The sequence below is a fragment of the Sphingopyxis sp. Root154 genome, assembly GCF_001427105.1.
Lineage (GTDB): Bacteria > Pseudomonadota > Alphaproteobacteria > Sphingomonadales > Sphingomonadaceae > Sphingopyxis.
This window is the reverse complement of record NZ_LMGI01000004.1, coordinates 332,419-351,678: the sequence shown is the minus strand read 5'-3', so window position 1 is coordinate 351,678 and position 19,260 is coordinate 332,419. Positions and strand designations below refer to the sequence as shown.

17 protein-coding genes are annotated in these 19,260 nt (G+C 64.5%); 6 read left to right on the top strand and 11 right to left on the bottom strand.

Going from position 1 to position 19,260, the window contains the following annotated elements:
* Positions 1-411: 411 nt before the first annotated feature.
* Complete coding sequence (locus ASD73_RS21340; RefSeq protein WP_056368068.1) at positions 412-1,818, top strand: tetratricopeptide repeat-containing sulfotransferase family protein; 1,407 nt, start codon at positions 412-414, stop codon at positions 1,816-1,818.
* A gap of 111 nt (positions 1,819-1,929) precedes the next feature.
* Here ASD73_RS21340 and ASD73_RS21335 read toward each other — a convergent pair whose 3' ends face one another.
* Positions 1,930-3,438 (bottom strand): MFS transporter, encoded by a 1,509-nt coding sequence (locus tag ASD73_RS21335; RefSeq protein WP_200935000.1) that lies wholly within the window; start codon positions 3,436-3,438, stop codon positions 1,930-1,932.
* Positions 3,439-3,590: 152 nt separating this feature from the next.
* Here ASD73_RS21335 and ASD73_RS21330 point away from each other — a divergent pair, with 152 nt between their 5' ends.
* Entirely contained in the window at positions 3,591-4,466 is an 876-nt protein-coding gene (locus tag ASD73_RS21330) for a LysR family transcriptional regulator (RefSeq protein WP_056368064.1), read from the top strand.
* A gap of 69 nt (positions 4,467-4,535) precedes the next feature.
* On the opposite strand, the gene ASD73_RS21325 is transcribed toward ASD73_RS21330, so the two are convergent.
* From ASD73_RS21325 to ASD73_RS21315, 3 genes are all read right to left on the bottom strand, one after another.
* On the bottom strand, positions 4,536-6,335 hold the full coding sequence (locus ASD73_RS21325; protein ID WP_056368062.1) for an ABC transporter ATP-binding protein: 1,800 nt from the start codon (positions 6,333-6,335) through the stop codon (positions 4,536-4,538).
* 241 nt (positions 6,336-6,576) lie between these two features.
* Complete coding sequence (locus tag ASD73_RS21320; protein ID WP_056368060.1) at positions 6,577-7,218, bottom strand: response regulator; 642 nt, start codon at positions 7,216-7,218, stop codon at positions 6,577-6,579.
* Positions 7,215-8,378, bottom strand: a complete 1,164-nt coding sequence (locus ASD73_RS21315) for a sensor histidine kinase (protein ID WP_056368058.1) — start codon at positions 8,376-8,378, stop codon at positions 7,215-7,217. The genes ASD73_RS21320 and ASD73_RS21315 overlap by 4 nt, the downstream gene beginning before the upstream one ends.
* Before the next feature lie 164 nt (positions 8,379-8,542).
* Between ASD73_RS21315 and ASD73_RS21310 the strand changes: the two genes are divergently transcribed.
* Entirely contained in the window at positions 8,543-10,498 is a 1,956-nt protein-coding gene (locus tag ASD73_RS21310) for a TonB-dependent receptor domain-containing protein (protein ID WP_056368056.1), read from the top strand.
* A 22-nt stretch (positions 10,499-10,520) separates the two neighbouring features.
* Here the strand turns inward: ASD73_RS21310 and ASD73_RS21305 are convergent, their stop codons facing one another.
* A complete protein-coding gene (locus ASD73_RS21305) occupies positions 10,521-11,135 on the bottom strand; it encodes a LysE family translocator (protein WP_056368054.1) in 615 nt (204 codons plus the stop codon).
* A 554-nt stretch (positions 11,136-11,689) separates the two neighbouring features.
* On the opposite strand from ASD73_RS21305, the gene ASD73_RS21300 reads away from it, so the two are divergent.
* The 3 genes from ASD73_RS21300 to ASD73_RS21290 are packed head-to-tail and all read left to right on the top strand — an operon-like array spanning position 11,690 to position 14,831.
* Positions 11,690-12,136 (top strand): MarR family winged helix-turn-helix transcriptional regulator, encoded by a 447-nt coding sequence (locus ASD73_RS21300; RefSeq protein ID WP_056368053.1) that lies wholly within the window; start codon positions 11,690-11,692, stop codon positions 12,134-12,136.
* Positions 12,136-13,236, top strand: coding sequence for an HlyD family secretion protein (locus tag ASD73_RS21295; protein WP_082521753.1), 1,101 nt, complete (start codon positions 12,136-12,138; stop codon positions 13,234-13,236). The genes ASD73_RS21300 and ASD73_RS21295 overlap by 1 nt, the downstream gene beginning before the upstream one ends.
* Positions 13,237-13,241: 5 nt before the next feature.
* Positions 13,242-14,831 (top strand): MDR family MFS transporter, encoded by a 1,590-nt coding sequence (locus ASD73_RS21290; protein ID WP_056368050.1) that lies wholly within the window; start codon positions 13,242-13,244, stop codon positions 14,829-14,831.
* A gap of 4 nt (positions 14,832-14,835) precedes the next feature.
* Here the strand turns inward: ASD73_RS21290 and ASD73_RS21285 are convergent, their stop codons facing one another.
* The 6 genes from ASD73_RS21285 to ASD73_RS21260 form a co-directional block, all read right to left on the bottom strand.
* Positions 14,836-15,291: a GFA family protein gene (locus ASD73_RS21285; protein WP_056368048.1), complete on the bottom strand. Its 456-nt coding sequence runs from the start codon at positions 15,289-15,291 to the stop codon at positions 14,836-14,838.
* Positions 15,291-15,896, bottom strand: a complete 606-nt coding sequence (locus ASD73_RS21280; protein WP_056368046.1) for a hypothetical protein — start codon at positions 15,894-15,896, stop codon at positions 15,291-15,293. Before ASD73_RS21280 ends, ASD73_RS21285 begins: the two co-directional genes overlap by 1 nt.
* A complete protein-coding gene (locus ASD73_RS21275) occupies positions 15,884-16,528 on the bottom strand; it encodes a DUF2238 domain-containing protein (protein WP_056368044.1) in 645 nt (214 codons plus the stop codon). The genes ASD73_RS21280 and ASD73_RS21275 overlap by 13 nt, the downstream gene beginning before the upstream one ends.
* 144 nt (positions 16,529-16,672) lie before the next feature.
* Positions 16,673-17,452, bottom strand: coding sequence for an arginine deiminase family protein (locus ASD73_RS21270; RefSeq protein WP_056368042.1), 780 nt, complete (start codon positions 17,450-17,452; stop codon positions 16,673-16,675).
* 106 nt (positions 17,453-17,558) lie between these two features.
* On the bottom strand, positions 17,559-18,584 hold the full coding sequence (locus ASD73_RS21265) for an aspartate-semialdehyde dehydrogenase (protein WP_056368041.1): 1,026 nt from the start codon (positions 18,582-18,584) through the stop codon (positions 17,559-17,561).
* Positions 18,585-18,631: 47 nt separating this feature from the next.
* Positions 18,632-19,243 carry a DUF1287 domain-containing protein gene (locus tag ASD73_RS21260; protein WP_082521768.1) on the bottom strand — a complete coding sequence of 204 codons (612 nt, stop codon included), beginning with the start codon at positions 19,241-19,243 and terminating at the stop codon, positions 18,632-18,634.
* Positions 19,244-19,260: the final 17 nt, after the last annotated feature.

Genomic DNA, 19,260 nt, shown 5'->3' with positions numbered 1-19,260 from the left:
TGGGCACAGAAAGACACGCACCATCCTTGCTCATACGGCCCCCCGGGCGGCTGCGGCGCGGCTCGTAAAAGCGAGCCTCGCCTTCCCTTGTTTCGGTGTGCATGACCCCGCAATGCGAACGCCCGCACCCCTATCCCACCGCCGAACTTCCACCGCTGAAGCGGGTCTTTTGCGGAAGACCAGACCGTGCAATCTCCCGGCGCGACCGGAAGATGGCACGGCCGTCGACTACAGAAGGAGTTATTATCAATCGGTTACCGAACGCGAGTAAATGCGGGTATGTTACGGTGTCGATACGCGAAGCTGATACCGGGGTAACATCGCTTTCGGGGCGGCCGCACGGCCCGACCACTTGCGCAGCCCGCGAACCCGCCTGTAGACACGCCGAACGATGTTCTCCCACAATCCTCAATGATCGCGGATTCCGCTTCCCCGCCCGACGAGCGCGCCCTGCGCATGGCGGTCGCCGAGTGCCCGGACTCGGCCCAGGCGCACGCTGCGCTGGCGTCCTTTCTCTGCGGCGCCGGCCGTGTCGACGAAGCGCTGGCCCATCGCGACCGCGAGATAGACCGTCAACCGTCGAAGATCTGGCCGCTGTCAATAAAGGCCGGGATATTTTCCGGCGAGCGCCGCGCGGCGGAAGCGCTCGACCTCCACCGGGCACTGGTCGCTGCCGCTCCGGGCGTGCCGCTCTTGTGGGCAAATTTCGGCAGCGACCTCGCCGCCGTTGGCGACGTGAACGAGGCCGCGGTCGCCTTTCGCAAGACGGTCGAGCTCGCACCCGATTTTGGTCCCGCATGGCTGGGGCTTGCCACTTTGCCCGCCATGCTTGGCGACACCGATGTCGCGGCGATGGAGAAGGCCCTCGTCCTCGTGCGCGACCCCTATCACAAGATCCAGCTGCTGTTCGCGCTCGGCCGCGCCCACGGCGCGCGCGGAGCGTTCGAAAGGTCGTTCGAGAAATTTACCGAAGCCAACACCCTCCGCGACACCCTCGTTCCCCATGACGGAGCGGGGCTCGCTGCATTCGCCGAGGCCCACCGAATGTTGGACCCGTCCTTTTTCGCGGCAGCCGCCAATCCTTCCCCGCACGCGGATAACGCGATCTTCATCGTGGGCATGCCGCGCTCGGGATCCACGCTCGTCGAACAAATCCTCGCCAGCCATCCGGAAGTCGAGGGCGCCGGCGAATTGTTCGCACTGCCCGAAGTCGCAGCTTCGATCGGTGCCTTCCATTCGCCCGCCCTGTTTGTCCGCCGCCTGCAGACATTGACGCACGCCGAAGCGGCGCAGCTCGGCACGGATTATCTGACGAGAGCGAGGCGCTACCGCCGCACCGATCGGCCTTATTTCACCGACAAAATGCCGGCCAATTGGCGCCTTGTCGCACTCATTCGGCGGATCCTGCCGGGCGCGCGAATTATCGACGTGCGGCGTGCCCCATTGGCCTGCTGCTTTTCGGCCTACACGACCTATTTCAACCGCCACACCGACTTTCCGAACACGCTGGAAGATCTCGGTCGATATTATCGGCATTATCTTGGGATGATGGAAATGGTGCAGGGTTTGACGCTCGACAGCTTGTACCGCCTCGATCACGCGCAGCTTGTATCGAATGCAGAGCGGGAGATACGCGCGCTGCTTGGCTTTCTGCGACTTTCTTTCTCGCCTTCGTGCCTCAGGCCTGAAGAGAATTTGCGAGCCATTTACACGCCGAGTGCCCAGCAGGTTCGGGCGCCCATTCATCACGAGAAAGACCGGTCGCATGTTTATCTGCGGTGGCTGCGGCCGTTACAGGCGGCGCTCAAGGCCGGATAATGGATGGCCCCCAGCTGGCGTTTTGCGGGCGATCCGCATTCTGGCGCTAGTCTGGAGAAGCAGACTTTTATTTACTGTTCCGCTACGACAACACACGTTCAGCGAACCGCTTTACTCATATTGCGCCGGGGTTTTTGTCATGCCTCGGACAGGTCGAAAGAGGACGAAACTCAATATTGCCAAAAACCAGGCCCCGACACCTCCATAGACCATCACGAGGCCAAAACCGGCGATAAGTCCGTGCTGTACGGCCGCCTCCGACAGGTTGCCGACGACGGCTTGGCCCGTCACGAGCGTCTCGGCATGACCGGAGGCGATCGCTTCCGCCGCAGCACGCAGTTGAGCAAGGTCTGCACCCTGCGGGGCAGCTCGTTGTAGCGTGGCTGCGATCCCTTCAATGAGAAATATCCCCATGAGCGCAATGTTCACGGCCAGCGTGATCAGTCGCGCGCTCATGTCGATGCCCGACGCCATCCCGGCCCGGCTGGCGGGAACCGACGCTGTTGTGGTATTGGTCACCGGAGTATTGGTGACGCCTATCCCGATGCCCGCAAGCAACAGGCCGGGCAGCATCGTCAGCCATCCTGGCTGTGCTGCGACGCTCCCGAGTTTCATCGCGATAAAGCCGAGTCCGATCGTGGCGAGGCCGAGCGGGATGACCAAACCAGGTCCGTATCGTAGCGACATGCGTTCGCCCAGGGGAGGAAAGATGAGCGCCGGCAAGGTGTAGGCGAGGAGACATAGACCCGTGCTGATCGCGTCGTATCCGAGGCCGATTTGAAGATAAATCGGCAGATATATCATGAATGGCCAATAGCTGACGTTCATTGCGATGCAGCCGAGGATAGCGCCGGAGAAGCTCCGGTTCCGAAAGACGGAGAAATCGAACATCGGATGCGCTTGCCGCCGCTCGGCGAACAGGAAGGCGGCGAAGCAAATGGCGGTCGGGACAGCCATCGCAATCGAACCGGACAGGCCAAGCGCGCGCGCCTGGGTGATGACATAGACAAGTCCGAATACCGCCAATGAGAGCGTAACGATTCCAACCACGTCAAGGCGCTTGGCCTCCGGATCGCGGGATTCGGTTACGGTGCCGGCGGCAATTGCCAGGGTCAGGAGCGCGAGCGGAAAGTGGACAAGAAAGGTCCATTCCCAGCCTGCCAATGCGATAATGGCGCTCCCGACGAGCGGCCCGAAACCGAGGCCGATTCCCGAGACGACGCCCCAGATCGCGAATGCGCGGCCTCTATCGCGGGCATCCTGAAACTGGTGAGAGAGAAGCGCGATCGAGCAGATCAGCATGGCCCCACCCGCGAGCCCCTGAAGCGACCGTCCCGCGATGAGGAGAGGCATGCTGTCGGCAAGCCCGCAAAGCGCGGACGTGGCGCCAAATGCACCCACGCTGATCAGGAAGACGCGCTTGCGACCATAGCGATCCGCCAGCGTTCCGGTCGCCATCAGCACGGTTGTGCAGGCGAGCGTATAGGCATTCATCACCCACTGAAGTTCCTGAAAGTCGCCGTGAAGAACCTCTTCCAGGCTTGGGAGGATCACCGGCACACTCGTGATCTCGAGGCCGAACATCAGTGCGCCAAGGCACACCGCGAACAAAGCCAACATATCTTTACGGGCTGAATGAAGTGACACAGGCGGCACCTTTCGACTGTCCGGACCCGTCTGCCCGGCTGGTGCGTTATCTGGTGAAAAGCGAATGATAACGGAAATGATTTTATTTTCTGGAATTTATTACAACTAATAATTAGTTGAGTATCATGGACATCGACCCGACTCTTCTGCGCGCATTTGTGGCGGTCAGCGAGACCGGCGGTTTCACACGCGCCGCCCGGCGGTTGAGCATCACCCAGCCAGCGGTGAGCCACCAGATCCGACGGCTCGAAGAACAGGTCGGCCGGGTGCTGATCCGCCGCACAACGCGCCGGTTGACCCTGACGCATGACGGCGAAGACTTCCTGCTGCACGCGCGTCAGATACTCACCGGCCTTGATGCGCTCGCGCAACGCTTCCGTCCCTCCCCGGTAACGGGCGTCGTCCGTTTCGGCGCGCCGGAAGCCTTCATGGGCGAGCGATTGCCGGCACTGCTCTGCCAATTCTCGCGCGCCTTTCCTGCGGTGCGGCTCGATGTTCATGTGAGCAGCTATCTGGATATCAGCACGATGATCGCGGCGGAGGAACTGGATCTGGCCGTCGTACTCTCCACGGCCGGGGGCGAAAATGGTGGCATCAGGCTGCGACGGGCGGATTTCGCGTGGGTTGCGGCCGATAATTTCTTGCTACCCGAGGGTGCGTCGCTGCCGCTCGCCTTCCACCCCCCGAACTGCATCAACCGGCTGGTGGGCGTTGCCGCGCTGGAAGCGACATCGATCGACTGGCACATCGCCTTTACCTCACCGAGCGAACAGGGCCTGCGCGCCGCGGTGCGATCGGGGCTCGCCGTGGCTGTGCTGATACGCAGCGACGTGGAGCCCGGCCTGCGCGTACTCGATGGCAACTATGGCCTGCCGGCTTTACCCGGCGCCGATTTCATGCTGATCCGCCGAGGCGGTCCAGCATCCCCGGCGGCCCTCGCCTTTGGTCAGATGCTCGTCGCTATGGAAGCGCCCGCGGGTTCGGCAGAGACAGGCATTTGATCCGGCGTGCAGATGCTACCGATCATCGACCAAAGGTCGACGATCGGTAGTTTCATTCTGCCGGTCGGGTCAGGCATCGACGAACATCGGGTCCTCATCGACGATGTTCCCCGACTGCCGGTCGAACAGACGGCGATATTGGCCGCCCGCATTCGTGAGCAGCGTTTCGTGATCGCCGTCCTCGACGACCCGGCCCTGATCGAACACCAATATCCGGTCGAGCGTGCGCACCGTCGAAAGCCGGTGCGCGATGACGATCGCGGTGCGGCCCTTCATCAACCGGTCCATCGCCTGCTGGATCAGCGCCTCGCTCTCCGAATCGAGGCTCGAGGTCGCCTCGTCCAATATGAGGATCGGCGCGTCGGCCAGAAAGGCGCGCGCGAGCGCCACGCGCTGGCGCTCGCCGCCCGACAGCTTGACGCCGCGTTCGCCGACGGGCGTCGCATAGCCGCGCGGCAGCCGCGCGATAAAATCGTGCGCATTGGCAAGCCGCGCCGCCGCCTCGACCTCGGCCTGGCTCGCCCCGGGGCGAGCGTAGGCGATATTGTCGGCCAGGCTGCGGTGGAACAGGATCGGCTCCTGCTGGACGATCGCGATCTGCGCGCGCAGCGACTGCTGGGTCGCGTGCGACACATCCTGCCCGTCGATCGTCACCCGGCCTTCGTTCACGTCGTAGAGGCGCTGGATGAGCTTGACGAACGTCGTCTTGCCCGATCCCGAATGGCCGACCAGTCCGATCCGCTCGCCGCCCCGGATCAGGACGTCGAGATGCTCGTAGAGCGGCTTTTCGTGCCCGCCGTAGCGAAAGGTGACGTCCTCGACGCGCACCTCGCCCGCCTTGATGCGGATCGGGGCGGCATCGGCGCGATCCTCGATCCCCAGCGGCTGGTCGTGGAGGTCGACGAGTTCCTCCATCTCGTTCACCGCGCGCTGGAGGTGATGAATGTGGAAGCCGATGTCGACGAGATAGCCGTGGACGACGAAGTAGCTGGTGAGCACATAGGTGACATCGCCCGGGGTCGCAGCCCCGTGCCACCATAGCCATAGAGCCACCCCGGTTATCGCGCCGCGCATGATCCAGAGAAGCAGGATCTGCGCGCTGCCCGACCAGGTATAGCGCATCCAGGTACGCCGCGTGCGCTTCGCCCATTTGGCAAGCAGTCCGCCGACGCGCTGCTCCTCGCGATCCTCGGCGCCGAACGCCTTGACGACGGCGTTGGAGCCGACCGCGTCCGACAGGAGGCCGCCGAGCTTGGTGTCCCATGCGTTGGACAGCGTTGCGGCGGGAGAGGCCCAGCGCGTGGCGAGCGTGAGGGTCATCGCCACATAGGCGGCAGCGCCGACGCCCATGACGAGCCCGAGCACCGGCCAATGCCAGCCGAGGAGAAGCATCGTGCCGACGAGCACGACCGCCGACGGCAGCAATTGAAGCAGAAGCACGTCATTGAGCGTGTCGAACGCCCACATGCCGCGCGTAATCTTGCGCACCGTCGAACCCGCGAAGGCATTGGCGTGCCAGTCGGTCGACAAGCGCTGGACGCGATGGAAGGCGTTCTGCGTCACACCCTGCATCATGCGAAGCGTGAAGGGAATGATGCCCGCCCAGGCGATATGGCGGAGCAGCACCATCGCGAGGCCAAGCGCCGCCATCGCCGCGAACAACGCGAGCGCGCCGTCGCGCTGGTCGGCCGCCAGCGCGTCGATCAGGCGCCCCGCGAACAGCGGCACGAAAATCTCCGTGACCGTTGCAGCGGTGATGAACAGGCCGATGAAGGCCGCGCGTCCGCGCTGCGCGGTCCAGTGGCGGAAAGTGAAATCGAGGACGCGGCGGATCGAATCCGCGCGGTTATTATCTTGTGTCGATGTCATATCGTGAACCGGCGCGGACGCGCCGTCTCCAATGCGTTGCTGTTCAGGGGGTGATCCGGACGAAACGCCGGATCACGGAGGCTTCAGGACCTAGTGGTGGAAGCGCTCGTTGGCGGGGAACCCGCCGAGAGGGCATGTGGTTGGAAATTTCATCGATGCCCTCCTTTCTTCGCGTTGGAATGATTCGGATGTGTATCGGCGTTCCATGCCGTTGGCAATCCTCGCTTTTAGCCTTGGCAGATCACACCAATTGTTTCTGCATCGCAATCAACACCGCCTTGGTGCGGTCGGTCACACCGAGCTTGGAGAATATGCTGGAAACGTGATTTCTTACGGTGCCTTCGCCCAGATTGAGCGCGGCAGCGATCTGGGGGTTGGAGATGCCGCTGGTTAGCAGCTTGAGCACGTCGCGCTCGCGCGAGGTCAGTCGATCGGGCGTTTCGAAGACGTCTTGCCGCCACTCGGCTTGAACTCCCGACGGGGCGGGTTCAGCCGCAAGCGACGCATAGAGGAACGATCCGCCTGCCGCGACGGCGCGGATCGCCTCGACCAGCGTTTCGGCAGTCACGCCCTTTAGCAGGAACCCGCGCGCACCGGCGCGGATGCCGCCGACCAGCGCGGCGTCGTCTTCGAAGGTGGTAAGAAGCAATGTTGGTGGCAGCGCACCGCGCGCCGCAAGCGCATGGACGACCTGCACGCCGTGCAGCTTGGGCATGCGGACATCGAGCAGCAGCACATCGGGCTTGCACCGAAGGACGGCATCGATCGCCGCCTCGCCATCCTCGGCTTCGGCGACGACCTCGATCCCTTCGAACAGTGCGAGCAGCGCGCGAAGCCCGCTGCGAATCAGCGCCTGGTCGTCGGCCAGGCATATACGGATCATGCCAACGCCCCGAAGGCCGGAATCTGACCGCTGACGGTGAAGCCGCGGCCGGGCGTCGCGGCGATCGAAAGCTTGCCGCCCAGCAGTTCGAAGCGCTCGCGCATACCGCCCAGCCCGGCACCCTCGGCCGCCGGGCCGCCGCGGCCATCGTCGCGGCCGGTGATGACGAGCGCACCGTCGTCGGCTTGCCTGAGTTCGATCACCAGTTCCTTGGCATCGGCGTGACGGAGCGCGTTGGTGATCAGTTCCTGCACGCAGCGCAGAATGGTGTCGGCCCGCGGCGCGTCGAGGGCGAAAAGATCGTCTGGAAAGACCAGCCGCACCTTGAGCCCGACCACGCTTTCGGTCAGCGAAAGCAAGGTCGCACGAAGATCGACGGGCTGGATACGGATCTCGTTGACCGCTGCGCGCACTTCGTCGAGCAACCCCCCGGCCAGATCGCGCGCATAGCCCAGATGCTTCGCCGCCGCGCCTTCGGTCGTGCGGCTTGCGACATCGAGGTGGATGGCAAGGCTGGTGAGATTGTGGCCCAGTGCATCGTGAAGATCGCGCGAGATGCGCAGCCGTTCGGCCATCCGCGCACTTTCGGTCAGGAGGGCGTGGGTGGCGCGCAGCTCGTCGTTGGCCCTGGCGAGGCTGGCCTTCGCAGCGGCTTCACCGCGGGCAAGATGCGCGGCGCTGACCGCGAAGAATTCGAAACCGAAGGTCGTGACCAGCACCAGCCAGTTCATCGCGTCGGGCGAAGGGACGCAATTCAGCAGCGCAAGCACCGCCGACTGTGCACCCACCGCGATGAGCGCGGTGCGCAGCGGCGCCACCCAAGCGATCTGCCAGGCGATGACGACCATCAGGACGGTCACGATAAAGCTGGGATAGATCCAGATCATGCCCATCGCAGCGGCGCTCTGGATTACCAGCAGCACCCAATGCAGGTGGCCGCCGGGCTCGACGCGCGCCGCCAGCACATAAGCCCCGATGAGCACCGTAAAGCCCAAGGTCATCTTGGCGGGCCAATAGGACGTCCCGCCGATCATCTCTTGCTCGAAGAAGCCGCTGTAGATCGCCTTCAGAACCGCCGCCGCGATGAGCAGCGCGCAGCCCACCCGGACGAGCGTCGTCTTCGGCCCGGCCTGATCGGTCGTGAGGATCGTGGGTTCCATGGCGGTTCCAATTTAACGCGATTGCGTGCGCCTGTCACATGACGCTTGTCATGGGTCGTGACCATGACGGCGCGCACTGGCGAGCACGACCGGCGTCGCGCGAAACTCACCCGACACAAAGCCAATGCGACGACGCGTCGGCCAATCAGCGGTGAGGGAATCCAATGAACGACGAGCGATCACACCCCTTTCGGATTTATCTCGTCTGCGCGGCCTCGTTGCTGGCGTTCGCAGCGACGCCGGCGCGGGCGCAGCGCTCCGACGAAAATGCCGTCGCCATCGCGTCGGACGCGTTCGGCGTCACCGTTGGCGATGAGCGCATCGGCGTCTACGCGACCGACAATGTTCGCGGGTTCAGCCCGATTACCGCCGGCAACCGCCGCATCGAGGGACTATATGTCGACACGCCGAGCGTAGCGCTGACCAACCGGCTCGTTTCCGGGTCGACCATCCGCGTCGGGCTGGCCGCGCTGAGCTACCCCTTCCCCGCCCCCTCCGGGATTGTCGATTACCGTCTGCGGCCGGCGGGCGATGCGTTCGTCGCGAGCGTCGTCGCCGGCCGGCCCTACTATGGCGGCGGCTATGTCGAGGTCGACGCGCAAATCCCGATCGTGCCGGGCAAGCTCAACGTCGAGGCCGGCGCCGGTTATACGAGCAACGAATATGCTGACGGGCGCGTCACGCATGAGTTTACCGCCGCGCTGATCCCCAGACTCCACTTCGACGGCGGGTCGTTGACCGCATTCTACACCTTCTCCGAATATGGCGGCGCCAGCGGCTCGCTGATGGTGACGCCGGGCCCGTTCCTGCCGCCCGATTTCAAGCCCGGGCGTTTCGAGGGGCAAAGCTGGACCGATCGCCTCCAGCGCACGCATCATTATGGCGCGATCGGCCATTTTGATCTGGCGACCGACTGGCGGCTGAGCGCGGGCGCCTTCGAGACGCGCTCGACACGCTATCGCACCTATATCGACCTGTTCCTCGACGTGCAGCGCGACGGGAGCGCGCGCAACGTCGTCATCTCCGAACCCGAATTGCCGGGACGCTGGACTTCGGGCGAAGCGCGGCTGGTCTGGTCGCCCAAGACGATGAGCTTCGCGCATGAGCTGGCGCTGTCGCTGCGCGGCCGCGACCGGTCGATCGAGCAGGGCGGCGGCGCTTCGGTGGTTCTTGGCCCAGCACGCGTCGGCGTTCCCAACCCCGCGCCCGAGCCCGACTTCGTCTTCCAGCCGACAACGCGCAATACGGTCCGGCAATGGTCGGCCGGCCTGTCCTATATCGGTCGCTGGCGCCGCTTTGCGGAACTCAACGCGGGCATCCAGACGACGCATTACCGCCAGGATGTCGCGCGCAACGGCGTGCCGGGCAGGACCAAGGCCGACGAGTTGCTCTACAGCGTCTCGCTCGCGCTGAGGCCGCTCGACTGGCTGACAGTCTATGCCGGGCATAGTGTCGGGCTCGAAGAAACCGCGCCACCGCCGCAGAGTGCTGCCAATCGCGACGATGCACCGCCCGCGTCCAGGACCCGGCAATGGGACGCCGGCATCCGCCTGTCGTTCGGCGAGACGCGGATCGTCGCGGGCCTTTTCGAAACGACGCGCCCCTATTTCGCGACCGACGCGGCGAACGTCTATGGCGTGCTGGGTGAGCGGCGGAACCGCGGGGTCGAACTCTCGGTCGTTGCGCAGCCGGTCAAGGGTCTGCGCGTCATCGGCGGGCTCATCTATTATGATCCGAAGGTGATCGGCGAGGCTGTCGCGCTCGGCCGAGCGGGCCCGCGCCCGCTCGCTTCGACCCCGATCAACGCGCGGCTCGACCTCGACTATGCCGTGCCGTTTGCCGAGGGCCTGTCGCTGCAAATGACGCTGGCGCACACCGGCGATACGATTGCCAGCACACAGGGCTATGCTGCGCTTGGCGGCGACCAGCTTCGTGTCCCCGCCGTCACCACCATCGATATGGGTGTGCGTTACCGGTGGCGGATCGGCGATATTCCCGTTTCCGCACGCCTCAACCTCCAAGACATCACCGACCAACGGACGCTGCGCGTTTCGGGCAGCAACAGCTTTTTTCTCAACAGCTCGCGCCGGATGAGCCTTCAGCTATCGGCGGACTTTTGAACAGGCCCTCACCCCGGCCTCTTCAGCGGGTTGCGATGGCCACCGCCGCGCCCGCCATCGCCGTTCCGCTGGCCCTGTTCAGGGTTTTCATCGCACGCGGGCTGGTGAACAACCGCCGGGCGCGAACCGCCAGATAGACATAGGAGCCAAACACAAGCGCGAGGACAGCGATGGTGACCGAGACGAGCTCAAGATAGCCGAGCAGCGAGATGCGCGTCAGATCGATGATGGTCGGCAGCAGCGCCAGATAGAATATCATCGTCTTCGGGTTGCTGAGCGTGAGCGCCAGCCCGGCGAGAAACAGCTTCACCGGATGCTCTGGCCGCCTGTCGAGTTCGACGTCCCCCGAGGCGACGGGCGCCGTCCACAAGCGATAGGCGAGATACACGAGATAGGCGATGCCCGCCCATTTGATGGCGACGAAAACACCGTAAAAATTATGCGCCAGCGCGGCCAGGCCCACAATGGCGAAGGATAGCCAGATGACGTCGCCGAATGTCATGCCGGCGGTAAATGCCACGGCGCCATTGGGTCCGCGCCCGAGAACGCGCGCGACGATCGCCGCAATCCCGGGCCCGGGAGAAATGGCGGCGACCAGCAAGGCGATCGCAAACACGATAATTCCGGCCATATCCATGACACTTCTCCAACTTCGCCGATGGGCGGTTTCCCGTCGGCCAAGGGAATAGCAAAGCGAAGTCCTCGTCCGCAAGCGGCGACACTAAAGAAGGCCCTGCCAATCGATCGCCTGTAATCCAGCTTATCGGAGCAGGTTGCCCAGAAAATTGAGAGGCGATCGATTCACCTCATCCATGCGCGCCGAATAGACCAGCACCCCGCTTCTCGAGAAAGCGCATTCCCTGCGGCGTCGCGAAAGCCGGAAAAATGGGGCATCGTATCGGCGGTGCCGGCGACATAGATCGCAGGCACCGGTAGAAACACCGCTCCATGGCGCGGTCGAAACGTGGTGCGCGTAGAACGACCGTTCTCGGCCGAGCAGGCATCCTTGACTGAGCGGCATATAGCGGGGGCAATGCTTCCGGACCGCTAATCGTCGGAATTGGCAGAAAGCCGTCGCCCAGGTCAGAATAGGCTTGGCTCACGGTCGCGGTAAGCTTGTCCCCGCGCTTCGAGACTGGCTGCAAAATCCGGATGTTGAATATAATAGCAGTTGCTATTATATTGTAGGACATGAGTGAAACGATCGGATTCCTGCTGAACGACACGGCGCGGCTGTTTCGTCGTTCGTTCAACGCGCGCACGCGCGACAGCGGCATTACCGCGCTGCAGTGGCGGCTGATCACCTATCTGAAGCGCCACGAAGGCATAAGGCAGGGACCGCTCGCCGAATTGATCGAGGTCGAGCCGATCACCCTGTCGCGTATGGTCGACCGGCTGGTCGAGGCCGAGCTGGTCGAACGCCGCGCCGACCCCGCCGACCGCCGCGCCTGGCAGCTCTATCTGACGCCGCGCGCTGACGAGGTGCTGGGCGGGATGCGCGCCACCGCTGACGCGCTGACCGCCGAAGCGACTGAAGGGTTGAGCGCTGCCGAAGTCGACCAGCTGATCGACCTCGTCGAACGCGTCCGCGCCAATTTGTCACGCCGCATATGCCAAAAAGAAAAAGAGACGATTTGATGGACCAGCTCTCCCGCACCCGCCCGAAGGCCGAAAACGCCACCCCGCCCAAGGCGGCGCCGAAGGCCGACCCCTTGCCTGGCCCGGCACTCGAAACCGAGACCGCGTCCAAGGCGAACTGGCGCACGCGCCTCCTGATGTTCGGCCTGCCCTTGGCTCTGATCGCAGGCGGTGCCGGCTGGTGGCTGACGAGCGGCGGGTCGGTGTCGACCGACAACGCCTATGTGCAGATGGACAAGGTGTCGGTCGCCGCCGAAGTCGGCGGGCGGATTACCGAGGTCGCGGTTCGCGACGGGCAGCAGGTGGCGAAGGGCCAGCTTCTCTTCCGCATCGACGGCGAGCCCTATGCGCTGACCGTCGCGCAGGCGACTGCGGCGATCGACGCCGCCGAGGTCGAGGTCGGCAATCTGTCGGCGAGCGCGAACACGTCGAGCGTCGACATTGCCGCGGCGCGCGAGGACGTCAAATTCGCCGAAGTCACTTTCCAGCGTCAGGCGGCGTTGATGGAGAAAGGCTTTACCACCAAGGCCGCCTATGACGCGGCGCGCCACGCCGTCGCGCAGGCGCGCGAACGCGTGCGCCAGACCGAAGCCGCCGCCGCCGAAGCGCGCACCAAGCTGGCCGCTGGCCCGTCGAGCGGGATCAACCCGCAGGTCGAGGCGGCGCGCGTCCAGCGTTCGCAGGCACAGGTGAACATGGGCCGCACGACGGTTCGCGCGCCAAGCGCCGGCCGTATCGCGCAGTCGGACCGGCTGCAGGTCGGCCAGATGATGGTCGCGGGGCTGCCCGCGGTCACGCTGGTCGACACCGCACATCCATGGGTCGAGGCCAATTTCAAGGAAACCGACCTCGCCGACATGCGCGTCGGCCAGCGCGCCGAAATCAGCTTCGACGCCTATCCTGGCGTAAAGGTGCGCGGCCATGTGCTGACGATCGGCGCGGGGACAGGTAGCGAGTTTTCGGTGTTGCCCGCGCAAAATGCCACCGGCAACTGGGTGAAGGTGACGCAGCGCGTACCGGTGCGCATCGCCTTCGACGAAAAACCAGCGCGCGACATGATCGCGGGGCTGTCGGCCGACGTCCGGGTGCTTACGAAGTAGGTCCCGTGGCGAGCAACGCCCTTCCCCGCCGGCCTTCCGCCGCGGCGCTTCCCGACGACGACAGCATCCCGCTGCACGAACGCGTGCGGTATCGCGGGCTGCTGACGGTGGCCGTCATGGGCGCGTCGATTATGCAGATCCTCGACACGACGATCGCCAACGTGGCCATCCCCCACATGCAATCGGCGCTTGGCGCGACGAGCGAGACGGTGACGTGGGTGCTGACGAGCTACATCCTCGCATCGGCGGTGGCGATGCCGATTACCGGCTGGCTCGCCGACCGGATCGGGCGGCGCGAATTGTTTATGGCAGCAGTTGTCGGATTCATCGTCGCCTCGATGGCGTGCGGCGCCGCGCAGACGCTTGAGCAGATGGTCGCTTTCCGATTCCTGCAAGGCGTCAGCGCCGCCTTTATCGGCCCGCTCTCGCAATCGGTGATGCTCGACATCAACCCGCCCGAACGCCACGCGCGCGCCATGTCGATCTGGGGCATGGGGATCATGATCGGGCCGATCCTCGGCCCGATATTGGGCGGCTGGCTGACCGAAAGCGCCAACTGGCGCTGGGTCTTTTACGTCAACCTGCCCGTCGGGCTGATCACGCTCGCGATGATGTGGGCGCTGCTGCCCAAGACGCGAAACGTCACGCGGCGGTTCGACCTGTTCGGTTTTTCGATGCTCGCGCTGGGGCTTGCCGCATTGCAGCTGATGCTCGACCGCGGCGCGCATCAGGACTGGTTCGACAGCATCGAAATCTGGATCGAGCTGGGCGTCGCCGTCTCGTGCCTGTGGATGTTCGTCGTCCATATGTTCACGGCGCGCGCGCCCTTGTTCAGCCGCCTGATGCTCGCCGACCGCAACCTAGTCACCGCGATGGGGTTCATGGTCGTGATCGGCGTCGTGATGTTCGCGTCGATGGCGCTGCTGCCGCCGATGCTGCAGAATCTGTTCGGCTGGCCGGTAATCGATACCGGCGTCGCGCTCGCGCTGCGCGGTGTCGGTATCCTCGCGAGCATGTGGGTCGCGGGACAATTGCTCGGCAAGATCGACGCGCGCTGGCTGGTCGGCACCGGGCTCCTCACCGCGGCCTATTCGTTATGGCAGATGAGCCACTGGTCGCTCGCGATGGGGATGCAGCCCGTGATCATCAGCGGGCTGGTGCAGGGCCTCGGCATGGGGCTGATCTTCATTCCACTGAACACCATGGCGTTCGCGACGATCCAGCCACAGTATCGCACCGACGGGTCGAGCCTGCTCAACCTGTTCCGCAGCCTCGGCGCATCGGTCGGCATCTCGATCGTCACCACCCTGCTCGCTTCGAACATCCAGCGGAGCCACGCGGATCTGGCGGCGCATGTCACCAACAGCTCGGTCAGCCTGCTCGACCCGTCGACCGCCGACCGCTTCGGCATCGCGGGCGACACGGCGATGGCGATGATCAATGCCGAGATCAACCGGCAGGCGGCGATGGTCGCCTATATCGACGATTTTTGGGCGATGATGTGGGTGACGCTGGCCTCGGTGCCGCTGGTGCTGCTGCTACGGCCGCCGAAGCCGGGCGGGCCGAAGGCGTCGGCGGCGGATATGGGACACTGAAGCATCAGGCGCCGCGTCGCTCCGTTATAAAGCGCATGAACTCCATCGGGTCCGGACTTTCGTCGAAGGTCGGCACACCTTCGGCAATCGCGATCCAGCCGCGCTTTCGCGTCACCCAGATATGCGCGAAGGGCTCAAGCCCCGAGGGGTCGTCGAGCGTGCCAGCGCGGACGATCGTCATCGCCGGGTAGACGGTGTTCGCATTGCACACACGGCTGAAACAGTCGGGACAATGTTGATTGTTCGTCGTTCCGCCCGACGGACGCTGCGTCGAAAAGGTCACGCTCCGCCCCGTCAGCGTCAACGCATCGGTCGGTACGATCACCTGATCGGCAAAGGCGCTCGCGGTCGATTTCTGGCAATCGAGGCAGTGACAGCAATAGTTGAGCAGCGGCCCTTCCTGCTCGAAGCTGTAACGCAGCTGCCCGCAGCGACAGCCGCCCGTGATCGCGGTCGGCATCAGCGGAAGAAACAGTTGGTGCCGGCGAAAAGCGCGTCGATCTTCGCCGAATCGCCGGGGGCAGCGAACATGCCGCCGATAACATTGTCGCCGGTCCCGATGCTGAACTCCTCGCCCAGCGTGCTGTCCTCAAGGTCGACGATCGTCACCGATTCGGACGCCTTGGCGCGCGTCGTGCCGACACCGATGCCGCTCATCGTTGAATAGGTCGCGGCGCCGGGCTCGTTGCCGAGGAACCAGCCGGCGAACTTGCCGTCCTGAAAGTTGAGCGTCATCGCGTCGTAGCGGGTGAATTCCATCGATCCCGCGCCGCATTCCGCGTTCGTGCTGCGGTCGTCTTCCTTGCCGGCGACATTCGCAAGCGCCGTTTCGGCCTGCGCGCGCGGGACACCGAAGGCGAGCAGGCTGGTCTTGCCGCTGGTCTTGTCGACGAAGCGCAGCCCCTCGCCGTCGAGGCCGACTGCGGTGGTTGCCGCGTTCGGGCCATCGGCCTTCGCCTCGGGCACCGCGGGAGCGACTGGGTCGGCATCGACGGGGGCCTTGTCGGCCGCGGGTTTGCACGCGGCGAGCAGGCCGATCATCGCGAGGGTCGTCAAGTTGCGCATGCCTGTCTCCTGTTTCGAACGCTCGGCCCCATCGTCATCACCAGTATCGCACCGAGGGTCGCGAGCGCCATATCCTTTTGCGCGTCCCAGATATCGCCCTGTTGCCCGTTATAGCGATCGGCGGTTTCGCCCGCCGCGACGATGGTGAGCAGCCATTCGAAGATTTCATAGAGACAGGATATGGCCAAGACCCAACCAAGCACGGTTAAGACGGCGCCGCGCGGGCCAAGCCCGCCCCAACGCCGCGCAATCTCGGCAACGGGGATCACCGACAGCGCGCCGAAGGCAAAATGGACAAAGCGGTCATAATGGTTGCGCGTCCAGCCGAAGGCGTCGGAGAGGCTGGTGCCGGTCAGCGACCGTGCCCAATCGTCATAGGGGACATTGCTATAGGCATAGCGTCCGCCGAGCGTGTGGAGTGCCATGAAGACGACGATGCACGCGACCGACGCGGTCGACAGCGGCCAGCGGCGAAGCAGCCAAGGCGCCGCAACGATCAGTAGCATCGTCGGGATATGCTGAAGCAGCGCGACATCGGGATAGGGCTGGTCGATTTGCGCGAGGAGGAGCAGCGCCAGGAGCAGGCCGATCAGCGGCCTTTGCGCATCGGGACGCGCCGAACCGGCCGTCATCGACCGAAATCCGCGAGGACGGCAATGGCGGAAAACTCCTTAACTTCACTCGCAAATGCAGTAGTCGGGCGCGGCGTCGGTGTTTGCATCATGCCGACGACGCTAATGCAGCAAGATATTGCAGGACAGCGATTTCCGATGCCGTCACCAGCGCAGCGACATGCAGCTGAGCCCGGCGTCGATATGCGCGATCTGGTCGGTCGGCAGCGGACGGATCGCGATGCCGCGCGCGGCGAGCAGCGCGTGCGTCGCGGGCCAGCGGTCACCGACGAGAACGGTGTCACGGATGCGCAGGATATTGGCGGCGGGCTCTTCGCCCGGCGGCGTCGTCACGACCTCCAGCCCCTCGAACTGCGGACAGCCCGCGAGCGCGGGCACCGCGAGGATCGTGCCCTCGTCAATCAGCCCGCAACCGGTCTTGAAGTGGAGAACGCCCGGCGGCGTTTCGGCGATCTCGGCGCGGGTGCCGAGCGTACCGAGCAGGCCCGCGAGTTCCTCAGCGCCGGTGGGGTCGGTGCGCGCCGAAAGGCCGATGATGACGCGGTCGGCGAGCCGCAGGATGTCGCCCCCGTCGGCGTATCCCGGGCCGCTCATTTCGAGGAGGCGGCTGTGGTGCGCCGCGAGGGCCCCGCGGATATGCGTAACCTCGCCCGCGCGGCTCGGTGCGCCGGGGCGGAGTAGGATCGCGCCCTTGGGAAAGGTCAGCGCGACATCCTCGGTGAACAGCGCGTCGGGGAAATCGTCGAGCGGCGTCAGGACTTCGACCGCGAGGCCGAGTTCGCGGAGCGTCGCGACATAGGCTTCATGCTCGCCGACGAGGCCATAGAAATCGGGATCGGGGCCGCCATCGGCGCGGATGCCCTTCACCGCAGAGCGGGCGGGCGCGCGGCAGAGGGCATGGGTGAAGGCATAGGGTCTGGTCATTCGCCCCTCTTATCCGTTCGCATCGAGCGAAGTCGAGATGCCCTGAGGGCAAACACCAGCGATGGTGTCTCGACGTCGCTCGACACGAACGGATGATGAGCGAGGCTCAGCCTTTCTTGAGGTGGCGGCGGCCGAGCAGTTCGGCGATCTGCACCGCGTTCAGCGCCGCGCCCTTGCGCAGATTGTCGCTGACGCACCAGAGGTTCAGGCCATTTTCGACCGTCGGGTCTTCACGCACGCGCGATACGAACGTCGCAAAGTCGCCCACGCATTCGACGGGGGTGATATAGCCGCCATCCTCGCGCTTGTCGTGGAGCACGACGCCGGGAGCCTCGCGGAGGATGCGCTGCGCGTCCTCGGCCGACAGCTCATTCTCCATCTCGATGTTGATCGCTTCCGAATGGCCAACGAACACCGGCACGCGGACGCACGTTGCGGTGACCTTGATCTTCGAATCAAGGATCTTCTTGGTCTCGACGACCATCTTCCACTCTTCCTTGGTCGACCCGTCGTCGAGGAATTTGTCGATGTGCGGGATGACGTTGAAGGCGATCTGCTTGGTGAACTTCTGGATGTCCTTCTCGTCGCCGACGAAGATCTGGCGCGTCTGGTTCCACAGCTCGTCCATGCCCGATTTGCCCGCGCCCGACACCGACTGATAGGTCGAGACGACGACGCGCTTGATCTTGGCGGCGTCGTGGAGCGGCTTCAGCGCGACGACCATCTGCGCGGTCGAGCAGTTCGGGTTCGCGATGATGTTGCGCTTCGTATAGCCGTCGATCGCGTCGGGGTTCACCTCGGGCACGATCAGCGGCACGTCGGGGTCCATGCGATAGAGCGAGCTGTTGTCGATCACGACGCAGCCGGCCGCCGCAGCCTTGGGCGCGTGGATCGCGGTCGCGTCGCTGCCGATCGCAAAGATCGCCATGTCCCACCCGGCCCAGTCGAAATTGTCGATATTCTGGCATTTGACGGTGCGGCCGCTGTCGCCGATTTCGACGTCGGTGCCCTGGCTGCGCGACGATGCGACCGCTGCCAGTTCGTCGATCGGAAATTCGCGCTCGGCGAGAATGGCGAGCACTTCGCGCCCGACATTGCCCGTGGCTCCGGCGACAACGATACGATAACCCATTTATTCACTCCTCAGTGTAAATACTCGGTTGAAAACGTAAATCTAATTCAGACTTTCCAGCGGAAATGGCCGGTCAGCTTGTGATCGAACAGCGCATCCTCCTCGCGCGTCCCGCCCCCGATATTGTGGAGGACGAGCGGCACGCCGGCCGTATCCTTGCGGTCGGACACGATGCCGGTGTGCGGCAGGCGGCCGTTCACCATCGCGGTGAAGATGTCGCCCGGGCGCCAGTCGGCCGGATTGGTTGTGACAGGGAGTGACGCCCCCTGCCGGCGCCAGAAGGTCGCGAGATTGGGCACGCGGCGATGGTCGATATTGCGGTCGGGGCGGCCCAGCCCCCAGTTTTTCGGATAAACCGCAAAATTGGCGCGCATGTCGGCGTTTACAAGAGCCTGCAGATCATGGCCGAGCGCGTCGCGAAAGGCGCGGATCACGACGTCGGTACAGACGCCCTTTGCGCGGTCGACATCGCCGTTCGGAAAGCGAAGCACGCTGTAGGCGGGGTCATAGCGCAGCGTCACGCCGACCTGCCGCCGCGCCGCGCTGACCAGCCGCTGCGCATTGGTGAGGGCCATCGCCTCGCCCGACACGCCGAATGCGAGCACCGCGCCAAGAAAGGCGCGCCGCGTCGGCTGGAACGGGAGGACGGACTGCTGCATGAAATTCGCTTTGCCCA

Bases quoted from the DNA above. Each gene is read 5' to 3' on its own strand.
- ASD73_RS21295 (WP_082521753.1), top strand. From the start codon at position 12,136: ATGGACCAGCTCTCCCGCACCCGCCCGAAGGCCGAAAACGCCACCCCG.
- ASD73_RS21285 (WP_056368048.1), bottom strand. From the start codon at position 15,291: ATGCCGACCGCGATCACGGGCGGCTGTCGCTGCGGGCAGCTGCGTTAC.
- ASD73_RS21305 (WP_056368054.1), bottom strand. From the start codon at position 11,135: ATGGATATGGCCGGAATTATCGTGTTTGCGATCGCCTTGCTGGTCGCC.
- ASD73_RS21260 (WP_082521768.1), bottom strand. From the start codon at position 19,243: ATGCAGCAGTCCGTCCTCCCGTTCCAGCCGACGCGGCGCGCCTTTCTT.
- ASD73_RS21300 (WP_056368053.1), top strand. From the start codon at position 11,690: ATGAGTGAAACGATCGGATTCCTGCTGAACGACACGGCGCGGCTGTTT.
- ASD73_RS21335 (WP_200935000.1), bottom strand. From the start codon at position 3,438: ATGTTGGCTTTGTTCGCGGTGTGCCTTGGCGCACTGATGTTCGGCCTC.
- ASD73_RS21280 (WP_056368046.1), bottom strand. From the start codon at position 15,896: ATGCGCAACTTGACGACCCTCGCGATGATCGGCCTGCTCGCCGCGTGC.
- ASD73_RS21320 (WP_056368060.1), bottom strand. From the start codon at position 7,218: ATGATCCGTATATGCCTGGCCGACGACCAGGCGCTGATTCGCAGCGGG.
- ASD73_RS21315 (WP_056368058.1), bottom strand. From the start codon at position 8,378: ATGGAACCCACGATCCTCACGACCGATCAGGCCGGGCCGAAGACGACG.
- ASD73_RS21275 (WP_056368044.1), bottom strand. From the start codon at position 16,528: ATGACGGCCGGTTCGGCGCGTCCCGATGCGCAAAGGCCGCTGATCGGC.
- ASD73_RS21310 (WP_056368056.1), top strand. From the start codon at position 8,543: ATGAACGACGAGCGATCACACCCCTTTCGGATTTATCTCGTCTGCGCG.
- ASD73_RS21340 (WP_056368068.1), top strand. From the start codon at position 412: ATGATCGCGGATTCCGCTTCCCCGCCCGACGAGCGCGCCCTGCGCATG.
- ASD73_RS21265 (WP_056368041.1), bottom strand. From the start codon at position 18,584: ATGGGTTATCGTATCGTTGTCGCCGGAGCCACGGGCAATGTCGGGCGC.
- ASD73_RS21325 (WP_056368062.1), bottom strand. From the start codon at position 6,335: ATGACATCGACACAAGATAATAACCGCGCGGATTCGATCCGCCGCGTC.
- ASD73_RS21270 (WP_056368042.1), bottom strand. From the start codon at position 17,452: ATGACCAGACCCTATGCCTTCACCCATGCCCTCTGCCGCGCGCCCGCC.
- ASD73_RS21330 (WP_056368064.1), top strand. From the start codon at position 3,591: ATGGACATCGACCCGACTCTTCTGCGCGCATTTGTGGCGGTCAGCGAG.